At 65.0% G+C, this 19,008-nt stretch carries 16 protein-coding genes; 3 read left to right on the top strand and 13 right to left on the bottom strand.

Translation table 11 applies throughout. The features are described 5' to 3' along the window. Positions 1-7: 7 nt before the first annotated feature. From puhB to bchF, 9 genes are read right to left on the bottom strand one after another with little or no spacing between them, the layout of a single operon-like run. Positions 8-670: a photosynthetic complex putative assembly protein PuhB gene (gene puhB / locus IP86_RS24175; RefSeq protein WP_054164989.1), complete on the bottom strand. Its 663-nt coding sequence runs from the start codon at positions 668-670 to the stop codon at positions 8-10. Further along, positions 667-1,434: a photosynthetic reaction center subunit H gene (gene puhA / locus IP86_RS24170; RefSeq protein ID WP_054164988.1), complete on the bottom strand. Its 768-nt coding sequence runs from the start codon at positions 1,432-1,434 to the stop codon at positions 667-669. Before puhA ends, puhB begins: the two co-directional genes overlap by 4 nt. Positions 1,435-1,455: 21 nt before the next feature. After that, entirely contained in the window at positions 1,456-2,889 is a 1,434-nt protein-coding gene (locus IP86_RS24165) for an MFS transporter (RefSeq protein WP_054164987.1), read from the bottom strand. Next, positions 2,886-3,587, bottom strand: coding sequence for a magnesium protoporphyrin IX methyltransferase (gene bchM, locus IP86_RS24160; RefSeq protein ID WP_054164986.1), 702 nt, complete (start codon positions 3,585-3,587; stop codon positions 2,886-2,888). Before bchM ends, IP86_RS24165 begins: the two co-directional genes overlap by 4 nt. Further along, positions 3,587-4,525: a ferredoxin:protochlorophyllide reductase (ATP-dependent) iron-sulfur ATP-binding protein gene (bchL, locus tag IP86_RS24155; protein WP_054164985.1), complete on the bottom strand. Its 939-nt coding sequence runs from the start codon at positions 4,523-4,525 to the stop codon at positions 3,587-3,589. The genes bchM and bchL overlap by 1 nt, the downstream gene beginning before the upstream one ends. After that, positions 4,522-8,268 carry a magnesium chelatase subunit H gene (locus tag IP86_RS24150; protein ID WP_054164984.1) on the bottom strand — a complete coding sequence of 1,249 codons (3,747 nt, stop codon included), beginning with the start codon at positions 8,266-8,268 and terminating at the stop codon, positions 4,522-4,524. Before IP86_RS24150 ends, bchL begins: the two co-directional genes overlap by 4 nt. Further along, positions 8,243-9,865 carry a ferredoxin:protochlorophyllide reductase (ATP-dependent) subunit B gene (gene bchB, locus IP86_RS24145; RefSeq protein ID WP_054164983.1) on the bottom strand — a complete coding sequence of 541 codons (1,623 nt, stop codon included), beginning with the start codon at positions 9,863-9,865 and terminating at the stop codon, positions 8,243-8,245. Before bchB ends, IP86_RS24150 begins: the two co-directional genes overlap by 26 nt. A 1-nt stretch (position 9,866) precedes the next feature. After that, positions 9,867-11,153, bottom strand: coding sequence for a ferredoxin:protochlorophyllide reductase (ATP-dependent) subunit N (locus IP86_RS24140; RefSeq protein ID WP_054164982.1), 1,287 nt, complete (start codon positions 11,151-11,153; stop codon positions 9,867-9,869). Next, positions 11,150-11,740 carry a 2-vinyl bacteriochlorophyllide hydratase gene (gene bchF, locus IP86_RS24135; RefSeq protein WP_245290727.1) on the bottom strand — a complete coding sequence of 197 codons (591 nt, stop codon included), beginning with the start codon at positions 11,738-11,740 and terminating at the stop codon, positions 11,150-11,152. The genes IP86_RS24140 and bchF overlap by 4 nt, the downstream gene beginning before the upstream one ends. 234 nt (positions 11,741-11,974) lie before the next feature. Between bchF and IP86_RS24130 the strand changes: the two genes are divergently transcribed. Further along, positions 11,975-12,862: a cobalamin B12-binding domain-containing protein gene (locus tag IP86_RS24130; RefSeq protein WP_054164980.1), complete on the top strand. Its 888-nt coding sequence runs from the start codon at positions 11,975-11,977 to the stop codon at positions 12,860-12,862. Between the two features lie 66 nt (positions 12,863-12,928). Beyond that, positions 12,929-13,606: a biliverdin-producing heme oxygenase gene (locus IP86_RS24125; RefSeq protein ID WP_054164979.1), complete on the top strand. Its 678-nt coding sequence runs from the start codon at positions 12,929-12,931 to the stop codon at positions 13,604-13,606. On the opposite strand, the gene IP86_RS24120 is transcribed toward IP86_RS24125, so the two are convergent. Both IP86_RS24120 and ppsR read right to left on the bottom strand, forming a co-directional pair. After that, positions 13,607-15,805, bottom strand: coding sequence for a GAF domain-containing protein (locus IP86_RS24120; RefSeq protein WP_054164978.1), 2,199 nt, complete (start codon positions 15,803-15,805; stop codon positions 13,607-13,609). Continuing rightward, positions 15,806-17,185 carry a transcriptional regulator PpsR gene (gene ppsR / locus IP86_RS24115; RefSeq protein WP_054164977.1) on the bottom strand — a complete coding sequence of 460 codons (1,380 nt, stop codon included), beginning with the start codon at positions 17,183-17,185 and terminating at the stop codon, positions 15,806-15,808. 315 nt (positions 17,186-17,500) lie between these two features. Here ppsR and IP86_RS24110 point away from each other — a divergent pair, with 315 nt between their 5' ends. Continuing rightward, positions 17,501-17,926, top strand: a complete 426-nt coding sequence (locus IP86_RS24110; RefSeq protein ID WP_054164976.1) for a c-type cytochrome — start codon at positions 17,501-17,503, stop codon at positions 17,924-17,926. Positions 17,927-18,034: 108 nt separating this feature from the next. Here IP86_RS24110 and IP86_RS24105 read toward each other — a convergent pair whose 3' ends face one another. Together IP86_RS24105 and IP86_RS24100 are read right to left on the bottom strand one after the other, a co-directional pair. Continuing rightward, positions 18,035-18,310, bottom strand: coding sequence for a hypothetical protein (locus IP86_RS24105; protein WP_054164975.1), 276 nt, complete (start codon positions 18,308-18,310; stop codon positions 18,035-18,037). Positions 18,311-18,350: 40 nt separating this feature from the next. Then, on the bottom strand, positions 18,351-18,818 hold the full coding sequence (locus IP86_RS24100; protein ID WP_054164974.1) for a TspO/MBR family protein: 468 nt from the start codon (positions 18,816-18,818) through the stop codon (positions 18,351-18,353). Between the last annotated feature and the right edge of the window lie 190 nt (positions 18,819-19,008).

Here is a 19,008-nt window from a genome sequence, read left to right as displayed (position 1 = left end):
CTCCGGTTCAAGCGACGGCAGGCGCCGCCGGATTGGACAACGGGCCTTGGGACGGTCCGCTGGTAGCCGTTTGAACAAGAGAGACTGCGGCGGGATCGAGCTGTGCCTTGACCGCTTCGGTGAGGGTGGCTGCCACCTTGGCGACGTCGGGGATCGACGTCAGCATCGGCTCGGGCTCGCGCAGGCGCCACGGCCGGATGTGCGGCCACAGCAGGACATAGGACGTCCGTTTGCTATCGATGATGCGCAGCGGAATATCGCCGCTGCCATCGCGAAGGACGTTGACATCCGCATTGGCGATCTTGCTGAGCGGGATGTTCAGCGTGATCGGCAGCGCCACACCGGTCTGCAGTAGCACGCGCTTGGAGGTGATGGTGTAGCAGCTCGCGCGGCGGAACAGATAGGTGAGTAGCGTCAGCAGCGCGAGGCCGCCGAACGCCGGAACGAGAAGCGTCGCCGCGGACGCCGACGCTTCTCCGATTGATTGACCGTGCGACCAGTTCGACCAGGCCTTCCACACGATCAGCAGGACGAAATAGATCGCCACGGCCCGCATGTGGAAGGTCCGGAACGCCAGACCCTTGAAGGTCGGCTTCCCCTGCCAGAGAACGCGCTCTCCCTCCGGCAGTGGCGACGGAAGCTCACGAAACTGGCTGGGGGAGTCGGTCATACGATGGGCTCCTGACGCAGCGGCGTGGCGTAGAGCGTGCCGGCGCCGTAATACGCACAGACCTTGTCTTCCTCGAGCTTGGTGACTTGATCGGCCTTGGCCAGCGCAGGCACGCCTGCGAACTGATCGCCGCGGATCGCGTCGACCGAGACCTTGCCGACCGGGCTGTTGATCAGCGCGAACGGCACCGGCAGCAGCACCTTCTTCTTGGTCTTGGCGACTTCGACTTCGAGATAGCGGGCGAGCACTTCAGCGCGGTCGACCCAGACTTCGGTCACTGTGCCGCCGACCTGGCCGTCACAGCCGACCACCGGGAAACCGACCGGGTTCGGGTCACGCGGATCGAGGAACATGCCCTTGGCGGCCCGCAGGGGCGCGATGATCGGCAGGTTGTCGAGGCCGAGCTCCGGCACATCGGCACGCTGCGCGTACGAGCCCGGCCCGACGCCATCGGCGAACGGGTTGCCGGTCGGGACGAACGGCGAACCCGGCCACGGCGCGGTCGGAGCGAGCGCCACGTTCGGGCGGTCGTTGCTGGTCGACGGCACGGTCTTGGTGGCACCGCCGCGCAGCAGGTAGGTCTTCGGATCCGGCGGAGCCGGAACGCCGATCTTCGCGAGCCGGGTACCGCTGCCTGCATCGGCGACCAGCGGATAGCCCTCGCGCTTGTCTTCGCGGCGAAGATAGAAGAGCAAGCCGGCGAAGAAGATCCAAAATACGTACAGGGTAACCTGTGCTAAGTCCAAATACGCTCCGGGTTGCATGAGCGGACCCCTTCCTCTTTGTTAACCTGGAAATTCGGCGAGGCCGAACTTGGTAGCAGGCTGCGTACCGGCCGACCGTGCCGTTCGCACGAGCGGACCAACCGCAACCAACGTTGCGAACAGCAACGCGATCTCGATGTTGTAGACAAAGCCGTAGCCGATCGCCGGCCCCGACAGCACGCTGCCGAGCGCCCCGCTGTCGGCGAGCGAAGCGACCAGATCACGGATACCGCCGCCGAGCAGAATGCCGCCACCGGCTGCCGTTGCCTGCACGGCCCCCCACGTCCCGAGCGCCAGCCCAGGATCGCTTTCCGATGCCACCGCCATCGCGGCGGTCAGCGTGCCAGCTGCGAACAGCCCGCCGCCAAGGCCAATCAGTGCCGTACCGGCACGGAACAGCGCAGCCGATTGCGCCGGCGCCGCGAGCACTACGGCAGCAAAGGCAAAGATGCCGATCAGCGCCCCGAAACCGGCCAGCCGGTACGGATCGCCGCCGCGCCCGAGCGTGCGCGCAGCGAGACCGAAGCCGACCAACGTGCCGAGCGCGAAGAACGCGGTGAGCGCCGTAGTCTGGCCGACCGACAACCGCAGCACTTCGGCGCCATACGGCTCCAGCAGGATGTCCTGCATCGAGAAGCCGGCGGTGCCGAGCGCGACTGCAACGAGCATCCGCGATGATCCGCCGGCAGCACGGAACCGTGCCCACGACTGATTGAACTGCGGCCGCTCCCGACTTGCGGAGGTCAGCGCAGGGTTGCGCGCTTCCTGCTTCCACAGCGCCACGATGTTGAGCAGCAGCTGCGCGACGGCGACGCCCTGAATCACCTGGATCAGTTGCAGCTCGCTGAAATTGCGCAGCAGCTCGCTGAAGATCAGCGCGCTGCCCGTCATCCCGACCAGCAGCATGACGTACAGAAACGCGACGACGCGCGGGCGCGACTCTTCCGGTGCCAGATCGGTGGCGAGCGCAAGACCCGCGGTCTGCGTGGTGTGCATCCCGGCGCCGACCAGCAGGAATGCCAATGCGGCGCCGATCTGGCCATAGACCGCCGGATACTCGCCACCGCCCGACAGCACCAGCAGCGCGAACGGCATGATGGCGAAGCCGCCGAACTGCAGCAGCGTGCCCATCCAGATATAGGGCACGCGGCGCCAGCCGAGCACCGAGCGGTGACTATCCGACTTGAATCCGATCAGCACGCGGAACGGCGCGAATACCAGCGGCAGCGACACCATCAGCGAGACCAGCAGCGTCGAGACGCCGAGCTCGACGATCATCACGCGATTGAGCGTGCCGTTGAGCAGCACCACCGAAGCGCCGACCGAGACCTGGAACAGCGACAGCCGCAGCAAGCGGCCGAGCGGAAGCTCCTTGGTGGCGGCATCGGCAAACGGCAGGAAGCGCGTGCCGAGACGCATCCAGCCCTTCGCCAGTGTTGCCGCCATCTGGCTCATCGTCGAACCATCTCCAGTGCCTGCGAGGTGTAGAACCCGGACGACACGCGATGCGTCCGGCCGGGCTGCCATTGCTGCAGCGCCGGCTCTTCCGAAATCAGCTTGAGTAGCTTCTTTTCGCTGACCGGCTCGATCGCTGGCGCGCGATCGGCGCGCGGGAAGAAGCCGCCGACGAAATGCATCAGCGCCAGCGCCGGCGTCTTCGGCGCAAACGTCACCGCCATCGACTGCCGCGTCCGCGCCGCCAGCGTGGCCAGGATGCGGCAGATGTCGTGCGGCAGATAGTGGATCAGCGAGTCCATCGCGACGACGAAGTCGAACTCGCCGAGCGCCGGATCGAGCATGTCGCCGGAGCGGAAGTCGATCGCGGCCGGATCGATGTCTTCCGGCAGACGCTCCCGCGCGACGCCGACCAGCGTCGGCGACAGGTCGATCGCCAGCACCTGCGCGCCGCGACGCGCCGCTGCGATCGACAGCGCACCGGTGCCGCAGCCGGCGTCGAGCAGCCGGGTGCCGGTCATGTCGGCCGGAAGCCACGACAGCAGCGTGTTGCGCATCTCGTCGCGGCCGGCGCGCACGGTGGCGCGGATGCCGCTGACCGGAGCATCGGAGGTCAGCTTGGCCCACGTATCGGCCGCGGTGCGGTCGAAATAGGTTTCAAGCTCTCCACGTCGCTCGATGTAGCTGCCCAACGCCATCAATCAAATCCCAGGAGATCAAAGATGTCGCGATCCTTCAGCGGCTTGCCCTGGACCGGGGGCTCCTTCGCGTCCCACAATTCGGTCGCGAGCCGAAGATACTCATTTTGCACGGCCAGAATTTCGTCGGTGTGATCCATCTCAAAAAGTGTCATTTTTTTCAGACGGCTCTTCCGGATGACATCGAGGTCCGGCAGATGCGCGACGCGCTTGATGCCGGTGCGTTCGCCGAACTTGTCGATCTGGTCGGTCTCGCGGCTGCGATTGGCAATCACTCCCGCCAGCCGGACAGCGTAGTTCTTCGACTTCGCCTGGATCGCCGCGGCGATGCGGTTGGCGGCGAAGATCGAGTCGAAGTCGTTGGCGGCGACAATCATTGCCCGCTCGGAGTGCTGCAGCGGCGCTGCGAAACCGCCACAGACCACGTCGCCGAGCACGTCGAAGATCACCACGTCGGTGTCTTCGAGCAGATGATGCTCTTTCAGCAGCTTGACGGTCTGGCCGACGACGTAGCCGCCGCAGCCGGTGCCGGCCGGCGGGCCGCCGGCCTCGAGACACATCACGCCGTTGTAGCCCTCGAACACGAAGTCTTCGGGACGCAGCTCTTCGGAGTGGAAGTTCACCTCCTCGAGCACGTCGATCACCGTCGGGATCAGCCGCTTGGTCAGCGTGAAGGTCGAGTCGTGCTTGGGGTCGCAGCCGATCTGCAGCACGCGCTTGCCGAGCTTCGAGAACGCCACCGACAGGTTGGACGAGGTCGTGCTCTTGCCGATGCCGCCCTTGCCGTAGATCGAGAAAACCTTGGCGCTGCCGATCTTGACGTTGGGGTCGAGCTGCACCTGGACGCTGCCCTCGCCGTCGCCTTCGGCGCATTTCGACGCATTGGGGTCGGCGCAGCCCGAGGTCTTCAGCTTGAGGGGATCAGTCAGGATGTTCATGCGGCCACTCCTACGCCTTCAAGGCGATCCTCGAGCTCTTCGCCTGCCTTGCGCAGGACCTCGAGCATTTCCGGGTCCGGAGACCAGTAGTTACGTTCGTGGGCTTCGATCAGCCGGTGGGCGACCTTGGCCGAGGCGACCGGGTTGAGCGCGGCGAGACGCGCGCGCATCTCGGGATCGAGCACGAAAGTCTCGGTGAGCTGCTTGTAAACCCACGGCGCGACTTCGCCGGTGGTGGCCGACCATCCCATCGTGTTGGTGACGTGCTCTTCGATCTGGCGCACGCCCTCGTAGCCGTGCTTGAGCATGCCCTCGTACCACTTCGGATTGAGCATCCGGGTGCGGGTCTCGAGCGCGACCTGTTCGGACAGGGTCCGCACCGTACCGGCGCCGCGGGTCTGGTCGCCGATGTACACCGGAGCCGCCTGCCCGCCTTTGGCTTTCCGCACCGCCCGGCTGATGCCGCCCAGCGTGTCGAAGTAATGATCGACCGTGGTGACGCCGAGTTCGACCGAATCGAGGTTCTGGTACGCGAGATCGACGTCGGCGAGCGCGCTCTTCAGGAGGTCAGCGTGCTGCACCGGCTGCCCCTTGAGGCCGTAGGCGAAGCTCTTGCGTTTGGTGTAGGTCTCGGCGAGTTCGTCCTCGTCTTCCCAGCGGCTGTTCTCGACCAGATGGTTGACGTTGGAGCCGTAGGCGCCGTCGGCATTTCCGAACACGCGGAGCGACGCGGTCTCCATGTCGCATTTGTGCTGGGCCTGATAGGCCAGCGAATGCTTGCGGATGAAGTTCTGCTCCGCCGGTTCGTCAGCGCTCGCCGCCATGAAGGCGGCTTCGGCGAGCAGCTTGATCTGCAGCGGCAGCAGGTCGCGGAAGATGCCCGACATGGTAATGATCACGTCGATCCGCGGCCGCCCCAACTCTGCAAGCGGGATCAGATCCGCGCCAGCGAGACGGCCGTAGCCATCGAACCGCGGACGTGCGCCCATCAGCGCCAGCGCCTGGCCGATCGGCGCGCCTTCGTTCTTGAGGTTGTCGGTGCCCCACAGCACGATGGCGACGGTCTCGGGCAGCGGATTGCCTTCGGTGACATGCTTGTCGATCAGCCGCTGCGCCTGCTTGGCGCCGTCCTGCAGCGCGTAGGCCGACGGAATGCGGAACGGATCGAAGCCGTGCAGGTTGCGTCCGGTCGGCAGCACCTGAGGCGTACGCAACAGATCGCCGCCCGGCGCAGGCCGGATAAACTTGCCGTCGAGCGCGCGCAGGATCGCGGCGAGCTCGTGGTCCTCGGCCAGCAGCTTGTCCATCCCGGCCAGCTCTTTGAGCATGTCGAGATTGGCCTGTGCTTCGGGACCGTTGCCGGACAGATGTTCGGGATGCCCCCCGCGGACCAGTGCCTCGAGCAGCGCCTTGTCGGGGCGCTTGCCGTGCATCGCATCGGCGATCGCTTCCAGCGTCTCGACGCGCTCCTCTTCGGACGGCACGTTGCCGACGACGTGCAGGCCATGCGGGATCAGCGCGTACTCCATTTCGAGCACCGCATCGGCGAGCTTGGCGATGGCGGCGCCCGCATCTTCGGCGGTCCAGGCCGGCTCCGCCGGCACAAGATCAAGTCCGGCGGCCTGCGCCTGCACCAGCACCGCGAGATTGTCGCGCTCGGTTTCTTCCTCCGGCGTCAGCCCGCGCCAGCGCTCGATCGATGACTTCAGCTCGAGCAGGCCACGATACAGGCCAGCATGCGCGACCGGCGGCGTCAGATAGCTGATCAGTGTCGCCGCCGAGCGGCGCTTCGCGATCGCGCCTTCCGACGGGTTGTTGGACGCGTAGATGTACATGTTCGGCAGATCGCCGATCATGCGATCCGGCCAGCAGGTGCCGGACAGGCCGGTCTGCTTGCCGGGCATGAATTCCAATGCGCCGTGGGTGCCGAAATGCAGCACGGCGTGGGCGCCGAAATCCTGCTTCAGCCAGCGATAGAACGCCGAGAAGGCATGCGTCGGCGCAAAGCCCTTCTCGAACAACAGGCGCATCGGATCGCCTTCGTAGCCGAACGCCGGCTGCACGCCGACGAAGACGTTGCCGAAGCGCTCACCGAGTACGAAGATCGACGAACCATCGCTCTGATGTTTGCCAGGCGCCGGCCCCCACTGCCCTTCGATCTCGCGCAGCCAGCGCTCCGACTTGACGTGATCGCCGGCGGTGACACGGGCGTGGACGTTGGCGGCCGCGCCGAACCGCGACGCATTACCGTTGATGATCGCTTCACGGAGCGCGTCGACACTGTCGGGCACGTCGACGGTGTAGCCCTCACGCTTCATCGCCGTCAGCGTGTTGAACAGCGACTCGAACACGCCGAGAAACGCGGCCGTGCCGGTGTTGCCGGCGTTCGGCGGGAAGTTGAACAGCACGACCGCAACCTTGCGATCCTTGCGTTCGCTCCGACGCAGGGCGATCAGCCGCGCGGTGCGCGAGGCCAGCATTTCGGCGCGCTCGCCGCAGACGTGCATGTCGCCGCCGGTTTCGCTGCGCTCGAACTTGCAGAACTTGTCGCAGCCCGGGCAGGCGATATCGCCGCCGTCGGAGCGGCCGCCATAGACCATCGGGCCGGACGAGCCGTCGAGCTCGGGGATCGCCACCATGATGGTGCTTTCCACCGGCATCAGCCCACGATCGGACGCGGCCCATTGCTCGAGCGTCTGGAATTCGACCGGATGCGCCGACAGATAGGGCACGTCGAGCGCGGCCAGAACGTCCTCCGCCGCCTTGGAGTCGTTATAGGCCGGGCCGCCGACGAGCGAGAAGCCGGTGAGCGACACCACGGCGTCGACCACCGGACGGCCGTTATGTATGAAGAATTTCTCGATCGCCGGGCGTTGGTCGAGGCCCGATGCGAACACCGGGACGACTCGGAGCCCCTTGGCCTCGAACGCTTCCAGCATGCCGTCGTAGTGGCCGGCATTGCCGGCCAACAGATACGAGCGCAGCAGCAGCACGCCGACCGTGCCCTTGGCGTCGGTGGGGCCTGCCGGCAGCTTGTCGGCCGTCTCGGCGATGCGCCCCTTCATCTTCGGGTGATAGACACCGATATCCGCGTAGTCGATCGGCGGCTCGACCTTGGCGACGCCGCGCAGCGCCTTGCGCGGGCCGTTCGCATAGCGATCGATCAGCAGCCGCACCATGTTGGCGATGTTCTGCTCGCAGCCGGCGAGCCAGTATTGCAGCGTCAGGAAATAGGCGCGCATGTCCTGCGCGGTGCCGGGGATGAAGCGCAGCAGCTTCGGCAGCTGCCGCAGCATCTTCATCTCGCCCTTGCCGGCACTGCCTTCGTGCTTCTTGCCGCGCAGCTTCTTCAGCCAGTTGATCATGCCGAGCGCTTCGGCGCTCATATCGAACTTGCCGATATGCGTGAGCTTCACCACCTCGGCGGCCGACATGCAGCACACCATCGCGTCGCACTGCGTGCGGCGCGCCACCAGCGCCGGCATTACTGCGCGGACGTGATCGTCCATGAACAGCATGGTGGCGATGATGATATCGCCGGTGGCGATATCGGCGAGACAGCGCTCGAGCGCGGGACCGTCGCTGCCCCACTCGTCGGCGGAGTGCACGGTCAGTTCGAGTCCAGGGTAATCCTTACGCAGCACGTTGCGTGCACGCGCGGCGGCGCCGGACAGATGGCTGTCCAGCGTGACGATGACGACCCGAACCGGGGTCTTGTCAGCGGGCGAAGTGCGCTTTGGCATCGTACAAGGTCTCGACAGTAATGGTTGCGACGCCATTTTCGTTGGCGAATCGCTCGGTGTTCCGGCGGGCTTTCCCGCGAACGAAGAATGGGATCTTCTGCAGTTCCTTTTCTGCTTCAGGAGCCCAGACGGCCCCTGCGGCCGCACCGTTCGCAGCAGCCGGAGCGGATGCTGCATCGTCGAGAGTCGGCGCGCCTTGCGGCAGCGCAATTACTACCTCTGGCACGTCGGGCGCGGTCTGTGGCGCATGCCCGGTGCCGAGGTGAGACGGCAACGCGCCGTCCTTGAACTCGAAATCGTCCTTGAACATCGCCAGCAGATGTTCTTCGAGGCCCATCATCAGCGGATGGACCCAGGTGTCGAAGATCACATTGGCGCCTTCGAATCCCATCTGCGGTGCGTAGCGCGCCGGGAAATCCTGGACGTGGACCGGCGCCGAGATCACCGCGCAGGGCACGCCGAGCCGCTTGGCGATATGACGCTCCATTTGCGTGCCGAGCACCAGCTCGGGATGCAGCTCCGCCACCTTGGCTTCGACTTCGAGATAATCGTCGGTGATCAGCGCCTCGACGCCGTATTTGGCCGCCGCCTCGCGCAGGTCGCGGCCGAATTCGCGGCTGTAAGTGCCCAGTCCGACCACCTTGAAGCCCAGTTCTTCGGACGCGATCCGTGCCGCGGCGATCGCGTGGGTCGCGTCGCCGAAGATGAAGACGCGCTTGTTGGTGAGGTAGGTGCTGTCGACCGAATGTGAGTACCAAGGCAGCCGCGTCGCCGCCTCGGCAAGCACTGGCGCGGGATCGACTCCGGCAAGAGCAGCGACTTCACGGATGAATTCGCGCGTCGCGGAGACGCCGATCGGGATCGTCTTGGTGAACGGCTGGTGGAAGATACGGTGCAGCCACGACGCCGCCTGCCCGGCGATCTCCGGATACAGCACGACGTTGAAATCGGCGTCGCCGAGGCGCGCGAGATCCGCCGGCGTCGCGCCCATCGGCGCGGTGACGTTGACGTCGATGCCGAGTTGGCCGAGCAGCTTGGTGATTTCGGCGACGTCGTCGCGGTGGCGGAAGCCGAGTGCGGTCGGGCCGAGCAGATTGCAGATGGCGCGCACGCCCGGCGCGCGCTCCGCTCGCTTGGTGCCGGGCGGCGGCGCCTTCGGACCGGCGATGGCGCGGACGAGCTGATAGAAGGTCTCGGACGCGCCCCAGTTTTCCTTGCGCTGATACGCCGGCAGATCGATCGGGATCACCGGGATCGGAAAGCCGAGCGACTTGGCGAGTCCGCCCGGATCGTCCTGGATCAGCGAACCGGTGCAGGACGCGCCGACGATCATCGCCTGCGGCTGAAAGCGCGCATAGGCGTCGCGCGCCGCGGTCATGAACAGTTCCGCGGTGTCCTTGCCGAGATCGCGCGCCGCGAACGTCGTGTAGGTCACCGGCGGCCGCTTGGCGCGGCGCTCGATCATGGTGAACAGCAGATCGGCGTAGGTGTCGCCCTGCGGGGCGTGCAGCACATAGTGCAGTCCGTCCATGCCGGTTGCGACGCGCATCGCGCCGACGTGAGGAGGCCCTTCATAAGTCCAGACGGTGAGCTGCATGTCAGGCCACCAGTTTGGCGCGGCGCACCAGCGGCCGCGCGAATAGTTCAGCGAGGTCGGCCGCCTGCTCGTAGCCCTGGATCGGGGTGAACACGAGTTCGATCGACCATTTCGTGGTGATGCCTTCGGCCTCGAGCGGATTGGCGAGACCGAGCCCGCACACCACGATGTCGGGACGCGCCGCGCGGCAGCGATCGAGCTGATGGTCGACGTCCTGACCTTCCGTCAGTGCGACATCGAGCGGCAGCAATTTCAACTCTTCGGCGAGATGCTCGCGATGCAGATAAGGCGTGGCGACTTCGACCAGCTGCATCGACAGCTCGCGCGCCAGGAAACGCGCCAGCGGAATCTCGAGCTGCGAGTCGGGGAAGAAGAAGATGCGCCGGCCGGCAAGCTCGGACTTGTAGGCCGTGAGCGCGCGCTCGGCGCGAGCGCGGTTCGGCTCGGTGACCTTGTCGAAATGCGCGGGCGCAACGCCGAATGCATCGGCCGCAGCGCGTAGCCATGCGGTCGTGCCTTCGACGCCGAACGGGAACGGCGCGGCCAGCCGCTTGGCGCCGCGCTCCTGCAGCGCCCGCACCGTATCCGGCAGGAACGGCTGTGCCATCAGAATCTTGGTGTTCGGGCCGACGCTCGGCAACGCGGTCGATTTGCGCGGCGGGAAGAACGCCACCGGGCCGACGCCGAGCGCGTCGAACATCCGCTTGAATTGATCTTCGACCACGTCGGCAAGCGAGCCGACGACCAGCAGCGACGCCGCCTCATCCTCCGCGGCCGGCAGCACCGGCACTAGCGAGGCAAGGCAAGCGTCTTCGCCTTGCGTAAACGTGGTTTCGATGCCGCTGCCCGAGTAATTGAGGATGCGTACGCCGGGCGAGAATCGCTGCGACAGCCGCAGCGCCGCGCGCGACAGGTCGAGCTTGATCACTTCCGACGGGCACGAGCCGACCAGGAACAGCAGCTTGATATCGGGGCGGCGGGCCAACAACTGGGTCACGACGCGGTCGAGTTCGTCGTTCGCGTCGGTGAGACCGGCGAGATCCTTCTCTTCCATGATCGCGGTGCCGAACCGCGGCTCGGCAAAAATCATCACGCCGGCGGCCGACTGAATCAGGTGCGCGCAGGTCCGCGAGCCAACCACGAGGAAGAACGCATCCTGTATCTTGCGATGCAGCCAAACAATGCCGGTGAGACCGCAGAAGACTTCGCGCTGGCCGCTCTCGGTGCGAACCTCGCGCGTGACAGGATCCACCGCAGGCGCGGCGCAAGGGGAGACATGCACGGTCATGCGCGGCTACCGGAGATATGAGCAGCGCCCTGCGCGGCGATCCGCTCGTCGCGACGCGCGGCGCGCAGCTTGAGGACAAATTGGGTGGCGTTGACGACGTAGGTCGCGTAGGCGGCGAGCGCGACCAGCATCTGCTGACGCGGATCGCCGAGACCGGCGAACAGCATCACCAAATAAGCGGTATGCAGAGCGAGCACGAGGAAGCTGAAGACGTCTTCCCAGAAGAAGGCCGGCGCGAACAGATAGCAGCCGAAGACCTCTTTCTCCCAGATCGCGCCGGTGATCATGATGGTGTAGAGCACCAGAGTCTTGATCACGACCGAGGCTGTCGCAACGGTGTAACCGTCGCCCGTCCAAAGATAGCGCAGTACGAGTCCGAGACTGATCAGGAAGACCAGAAACTGCACCGGCGCCAGGATGCCCTGCACCAGGGTCCATTTTGTTGCGTCGCGGCGAACCCGCTCTTCGGGCGTGTACAGCATCCTAAGGCCTTGCCGAGGCTCCGAAATGGCACTTCCGGCACCGACCGAACCATGCGGCGCTGCAGCAGATGTTTTGACGCTGTCGATGTAAAGAATGTTTGACACATCCTCATTGCGGTGATGCGATACCGACGGACACGCGGAAGAGGCAGGCACCATCGCACCAAGACCCTCATTTTCTTGATCTGATGCTGTTCTGCTGGGCACCGCGCTACTCCCTAAGTGCGGCTGATCGACAAAGGCTAGTCCCCGACGATGAGACTGTCAACCAAACCATACGTAAATTAAACTTGACGGTCGTGAGGCCGGTCGGGTTATCTGGTGAGAAGGGGGTATCTAATGACCAACCGGAAAGAGCTCTCGATCTCGTACGTCACCGCTCCCGCTCGGCCCCGGCTACCTGTGGTGCCTCTGGATTTTTCGCCCCCCGAACCGATCTGGCGATATCGGCCGCCGATGGTCGGCGATGGTATCGCGCGCTCGATCCACACTCAGATACTCCCCCAGGTTGGCCTCGCGCTGCGCTCCATGTCCTTCCCGAACACTCCGGCTCCGGCCGATCCGGCCGCGCCGTTCGAGGTGCAGCAGTTCACACTTCTGATCCTCGGCTCGGACGAACGTGCCGCCTTCGCCTATGTCGAGAATCTTATCTCGCGCGGCACACCAACTGATTTGATCTTCCTCAACCTGCTCGCCCCGGTGGCGCGTCGCCTCGGCGAGATGTGGGAGGAGGACACCACCGACTTCGCGAACGTCACGCTTGGCGTGAGCAGGCTGCATCGAATCCTTCGCCACGTCGGCGAGAGCCATTTGGAAGCGAACAACCTTCAGCGCATCGGCGCGGTGTTGCTCACGACGATCCCGGGCGAGCAGCACAGTTTCGGCCTGGCGATGGTGGCGGAATTCTTCCGGCACGACGGCTGGGATATCTGCACCGGACCTTTCGGTTCGCGCCGCGAGCTTGCATCGCTGGTGACGGAGCGCTGGTTCGACCTGATCGGCTTCTCGGTCACCAGTGATCGGCGGCTCGACGAATTGAAGCGCCTGATCCAGGACGTGCGCCGAGATTCCCGCAATCGCCGGATCGGCGTGATCGTTGGCGGCCCGATCCTGGTCGACCGGCCAGAGCTTGCGAACGCTCTCGGCGCAGATATGAGCGCCACCGACGGCGCGCACGCGCCCCAGCTCGCCCGTGCGCTTCTGCCAATGCTGAAGGGACGCAGGTGATGCTTCCCGTATTCGCCGTCCGGACTCGGCTCTGCTATAAGGCTGTGTCTAGCCGGGGAAGGTGAAATGGCCGCAGTTACCGCGGAGAGCGGCGCACCCAGCGTCGTGACCGCACTTTACGTTAGTACCAAAGCACTGCATCTCGAAGCGGAGCGCACCGGGTTCATCGCCGACATGCTGCGCGGCGCTGCCAGCCGGCGGGGTTATGCGCTGCTGCTGCGCAATCTGCAGCCCGCCTATCGCGAGATTGAAGACGGGCTCGAACGCCATCGCCACAATCCAATCCTAGCACCGCTGGCGCGCTATCGCCTGGCGCGGGCTGCCGCGATCGCAGCCGATCTGGCAGCGCTGACCGGGCCGGACAGCGACGATCAGCCGCCGCTTTTGCCGGAGGGTGAGGCTTATGCGCGCACCATCGCGCAAGCCGCGGGCGGCGACGGCAGCCGGCTCATTGCACACGCTTATACGCGCTATCTCGGCGATTTGAATGGCGGGCAGATCGTGAAGCGTCTGCTGGAGAAATCGCTCGGGCTCGGTGAGCCCGAACTGACGCATTACGATTTCTCGGCGATCGCCGAGCCGGCGGCATTGAAGGCCGGCTATCGCCAAGCGTTGGAATTGGCAGGCGCCGCGGCGCCCGATCCGGATGCGATCATCGCGGAAGGCGCGCTGGCATTCGAGTGCAACATCGCGCTCTCGATCGCGGTTCAGCGCAGCCTCGCCGGCGAGGCTGCGCCATCTTAGTCAGCTCTTGGTCTTTCCGGGCTTGGTAGAATTTTGATTCGCCGAGGTGCGCGAAGCATGCAGCATCAGGTGCTGCAGCACTTCAGCGGTGCGCAACGTGGAATCGCGGACGCCCTCGAGCATGTCGGCGATCCGCCCGGTCTCGACCCCATAGGTGATTTCCAGGGCCGCGAGCTGCGCGTTCTCGACGACCGAAGACAGCAGGTTCTGGTAGACGAGGCCTGATTGCGAATCGAGCCGCAACCCAGTGGTCCGGCTGCTCTCGAGGATACCTTCCTGAAAGCGGCCGCGGGCTGCTTCGGCGGCCCTGCGGTCGGCGTTGTCGTTGAAGATCAGCACGAAGCCGAGCGCGCGGTCACGCGACGGCACCACCGGGTCGGCCCGCACCACGAGCGACTTCGTTTCGCCACCGGCCCCCCTGAGCAGCAATTCGCCGCGCCAGCCGCGCTGACGTTCGATCAGTTCACCGACATTACGCCTGAAGTCGAACGGATCGAGAAACGCCAGCGCCAGATCCTCGAGCCGATGCACGGGCGGATAGCCCTGCGGCAGCATCGAGATGAAAGCGTCGTTGATCAACAGGATCTTGCCTTCGATATCGGCGATCACCACCGGATGATCCGACGTCGCGACCTGGCGCGAGAACTGATCGAGCTGCTCCTGTGCAATCAGGGTTCGCACCGCGCGGAACTGCAGCACGATGTCCGCCACGGACTGACCGATGGTCCGCGCCGCCGCGAGATCAGCCGGCGTCCATGGATCGGACGTGCCTTCTACGACCTGATTCCATTTGGCGAAGGATCGACGCGGCGACAGATCGGCCGGCGTGTTGCCGATCACGAACGGCTTTTTCGGATCGCCGCCCCAGGTGACGGTGCGGACGCGCTCCGGCCTGAACCACATCAGGAACTCGCCCGGGTGGTTCGAGACAGGCGCCGCGGCCAGGCCGCTGGCGACCGCGGTCAACGGCGAAAAATCGCGGACGTCGAGGCCGAGCGACGAGGTCGCGATCACCGAGGCGCGCGGCTGCTTGGTGAGCCAGGCGGCAATCTCGCGAATGTCGTGCGTACCGGGAACTTCGCCGATCGTGGCCACCTGCCCTTCGTAGACCAGCGCAGCGCCACTGGCTCGAACCGGCTGCAGAATCGACTGCGACGCATCGAAGATCGCCGCGCGCCAGTCGCCTTCCCGCGAAATCGCCTCGATCATACGCTGCTCGAGTCGCTGCACGAACAGCTCGGACTGACTCTGGGCGAAGCTCTCCAGCGCGGTGATGCGCGTCGCGATCGCCTCGGCCAGCAGCTCGCACACCGCGCGTAGTTCGAAATGGATGAAGCGCGGCTGATAGTGATGGCAGGCGACGAGCCCCCAAAGCTTGCCGCCGACCATCAGCGAGACGACCAGCGTCGCGCGCACGCCCATGTTCTGCAGATACTGAAGATGGATCGGCGACATCGAGCGCAAGAAACAGCTCGACATGTCGAGGTCGCGTCCGGTCAAAGGCGACAGTCGCGGTCGCAGCGGCACCGGCTCGTAGCCGACATCGACCAGGACCCGCACGCGCTGGCGCTCGTAGAGCCGCCGGGCGATCTGGGGGATGTCGGACGCCGGATAGCGGTTGCCGAGATAGGATTCCAGGCCGGCCGCATGGCGCTCGGAGAAGACCTCGCCGTGGCCCTCTTCATCGAACCGGTAAACCATCACCCGATCGTAGCCGGTACGCTCCTGCAACAGCAGCGCGGCTTCATCGCACAACGCGCGGATGGAATTCGATGTTCGGATCTTGTCGAGCGCCTGCCCGACCGTCGTCTGCAAATCCAAGGGCGGGCCGGCGCGCTCCAGCTCGATGATCAGTCCGCCTTCCGGAGGACGATGGATCAGCACGTCGAATTCGACGCTCGGTTTGCCGATCCGGCAACGCACGGCCACCGGCATTCCGTCGAGCTTCGGATCGAGATGCGGCAGGATCCGGATCAGCAGATCGCCTTCGAGCTCCGCGAGTGGCAGCCCGAGGACGTTCGCGATGTTGAGGAATTCTGCCGCGTTGGCGCTGGCCTGGATGACGCGATGATCCGGCTCGCTGACGGCCAACAGCGCACCGTGCGGCTGGATCGAGGCCGCGAGGTGGATTTGCTCCTGCTCGCAGTTCGAAAGGTCGGCGGTTCCAAATGCGGGCAAGCTGGTCGGTTGAACGGCCAATTAGTCCTCAGAGTCGTCGTCGGGTAAATCGTCCTGAGACAGGGACCCCTTGTCGTCGAGTCCGTAGCGGGCAAGCTTGGCATAGAGGCTTTGCCGGCTCAAGCCGAGCAATTCGGCGGTAGCGGTACGATTGCCTTTGGTCAGTTCGAGCGCTTCCTTGACGTAGTGGCGCTCGACGATGCCGACCGTATTCTTGACCAGCTTGCGCAGCGACGAGCGGCCGAGTTGCTTGCTGATCGGCCCGAGCGCCGCACGCAGCGCGTCGGTTTCGCCGCCGGTGAGACGGCGCGACACGTTGCGGATCAGCACGCCGACATAGTTGTGGTCGTCGCCATCGACGGCGGAGATCTCGACTTCGGTTTCGCTGCCGAGCTCGCCACGGATGGTGGTCTGGAACAGCCGGACCGTCTTGTAGCGCTGCAGATGCGACAGCAATGCCGAGAGATCGGCGCCCGGCTGCGTCAGCCAACGCCCGAGCGACTCGCCGATTGCCGAGCCCTTGGAGCCGATCTGCACGAGATCGAGAAACGCCTGATTGGCATGGCGGATTACGCCAGCCGAATCGAGCGCCACGAAGCCATCGGGCACCCGGTCGATCAGCGTCTTCAAGACTGTCGGCTCGGAGCGGTCGTCACCGCGCGACGTTGTCGCCACCGGTGCGAACTGCAGTAGGAACACCTGGCCGCGCTCCGACGACACCAGCGAACCGCGGACCATCCAGGGCCGCACGTCGCGGCCGAGGTGAACGAGAATACTCAACGCCTTGCCGCGGTCGCGCACGCGCACCAGCATCTCGCGCACCGCCTCGCGATCCACTTCGGCGATCTCCAGCAAGAGATCACGGCCGGTGACATCCTCATTGCCGCGATCGATCCCGCTCAGCGCCTGAACCGCAGCCCGGTTGGCTTCGACGATCTTCAGATCATTGGCGGAGACGATCAGGACGGCTTCGGTGGCGGCGTCGAACACCAGCCGATAGCGCGTCTCCATTTCGCGCAGGCGCCAGTAATCGCGCTCGATGGTCTGCTGCGCCGCAATCAGCCGCGAATGTAGTTCGGTGACCGCCTGGAGATTCTTTCCAACCGCCAGCATGCCGGTGCGATCGCCCAGCAGCATGGTGGTGAATTCGATCGGGATTTCGGTGCCGGAAGGAAAGCGCTGATTGATCTGGCGAAACGCCGAGATGCCGCTGGTGCGCGCATCCTCGACCATGCGGCGCACCTTGTCGCCGCCCTCTTCACCGGCAATATCGGTCCAGGCGCGACCAAGCCACGCCTCGACGCTCTCCTCGGACAGCGCTGGCGACAGGCTCGCGTCGCGGATCACGCCGTCCATATCGAGCAACAGCGTGATGTCAGGCTGTACTGGTTTGGCAGACATCGCTCCACTCGCAGGCGGTTCCGGCGTCGGGAGACGGCAATCGAACGGTCGCGCCCAAACGAATTATGCAGACATTATGCCAATGACAAGTGGAAGCGTCGCTGAATATTCAAGGAAATTCGCCAAATTGCCTATTCCGTAACTTTATTGCGCGAAATCAAGGCGATACCTTCCAAAATCGTCCAGTCGGACGGAACACTTAGTGTCAGAACAGCTTTACAGATTACCTTAGAAAGAGTTTGGATAGCGCGTTGGTCCAGGCCCCAAGAGGGCCCCCATTCCATGGGCGCAAACGACGAGATCTAGGAGAGAGACGTGGTCCGTAAACTTCTCGCAATCATCACTATCACCGCTGCCGCCGGATCTCTGTCGACGGGCATCGCCTCGGCGCAGGACGCCGCGAAGGGCGAGGCGGTGTTCAAGCAGTGCCAGACCTGCCACCGCGCCGACAAGAACATGGTCGGTCCGGCGCTCGGCGGCGTGATCGGCCGCAAGACCGGCACCGCGGCCGGCTTCACCTATTCGCCGCTCAACCACGCTGCCGGCGAAGCCGGTCTGGTCTGGTCGCAGGAAAACGTCGTCGAGTATCTGGCCGATCCGAACTCGTTCCTGAAGAAGTTCCTGACCGACAAGGGCCAGGCCGACAAGGCGACCGGCTCGACCAAGATGACCTTCAAGCTCGCCAACGAGCAGCAGCGCAAGGACGTCGCGGCCTATCTGGCGACCCTGAAGGCGAACTAAGCGTTCCCTGCACAGCGACTGCATCGACCCGGGCCCCGGTCTGAGCAATCAGATCGGGGCCCTTCGATTCGGGGGACTACCGGGCGGAAGGCACCATGCCGGCCGCGGTCAATTCCGCCAGCGCCGCCGGACGTCGACGAGATGAGCGAGCCCCGCAACCATGAGGCAAACTGAAGGCAGCACCCACGAGGTGCCAGCGATAACCATTCGCAGCGCCAACAGCATTAGGGCACCGGAGCACAGGCCCGGCAGGAAGTCGGCCGGGGCGATCCCCCGTTTGCGCCACAGCCAGTAGCCGACGATCGCGACCGCCTCGACCACCAGGAACGCCAGCACGACATCGACCAGCACGCCTCTGGCGAACAGTTCGGACATCATCGACATAGCGGGCATCCCGGAATGCGTGACCGCGGACGGCCAAGGGTCATGAGAACGGCGCGTTGAGCCGGACCACCGTCCAATTGAGATACGCCGCGAAGCTCACCCACAGCAGATACGGCACGAGGTAGTAGCTCGCGGCGCGCGACCTGCGCCAGAACGCCACGATCCCGACCAGCACCGACAGCCACAGCAGCGGCACCTCTAGCAGCGCCCAGTCGGGCCGCTGGATGGTGAAGAACAACATGCTCCACAACACGTTGAAGAAGCCGTTGGCGGCGAAGATGCCGATCACCGCCTCGCGCTGTGCCCGGGTCGCCGCACCGCGCCAGGCATAGACCGCCGACATCGCGGCAAGCGCGAAGATCACCGTCCAGGCCGGCCCGAACGCCCAGTCCGGCGGCTGCCAGGACGGCTTGCTGAGGCTTTGATACCAGGCGCCGGTGTCGGTGAGCGATCCGCCGAGCAACCCGACCAGGATGGCGACGGCGAAGGCGACGAGGATCGGGTTCACGGCGGACCTGCAGGGACTTGAAGGCTTCACGCGCCTCGCACGGCGACATGCGTAGAAGCAGAGATGAGAATCGGAAACGGACGTTCAGACTAGAGCGGTTCATCGATCGATTGAAGCGCTATGGCCCGCTCCACATTGCACTGAGTCCTCATCCTGAGGAGCCCGGCGAAGCCGGGCGTCTCGAAGGATG

This window comes from Rhodopseudomonas sp. AAP120 (genome assembly GCF_001295845.1).
Taxonomy (GTDB): domain Bacteria; phylum Pseudomonadota; class Alphaproteobacteria; order Rhizobiales; family Xanthobacteraceae; genus Rhodopseudomonas.
This window is presented reverse-complemented; position numbering and strand designations above follow the sequence as displayed.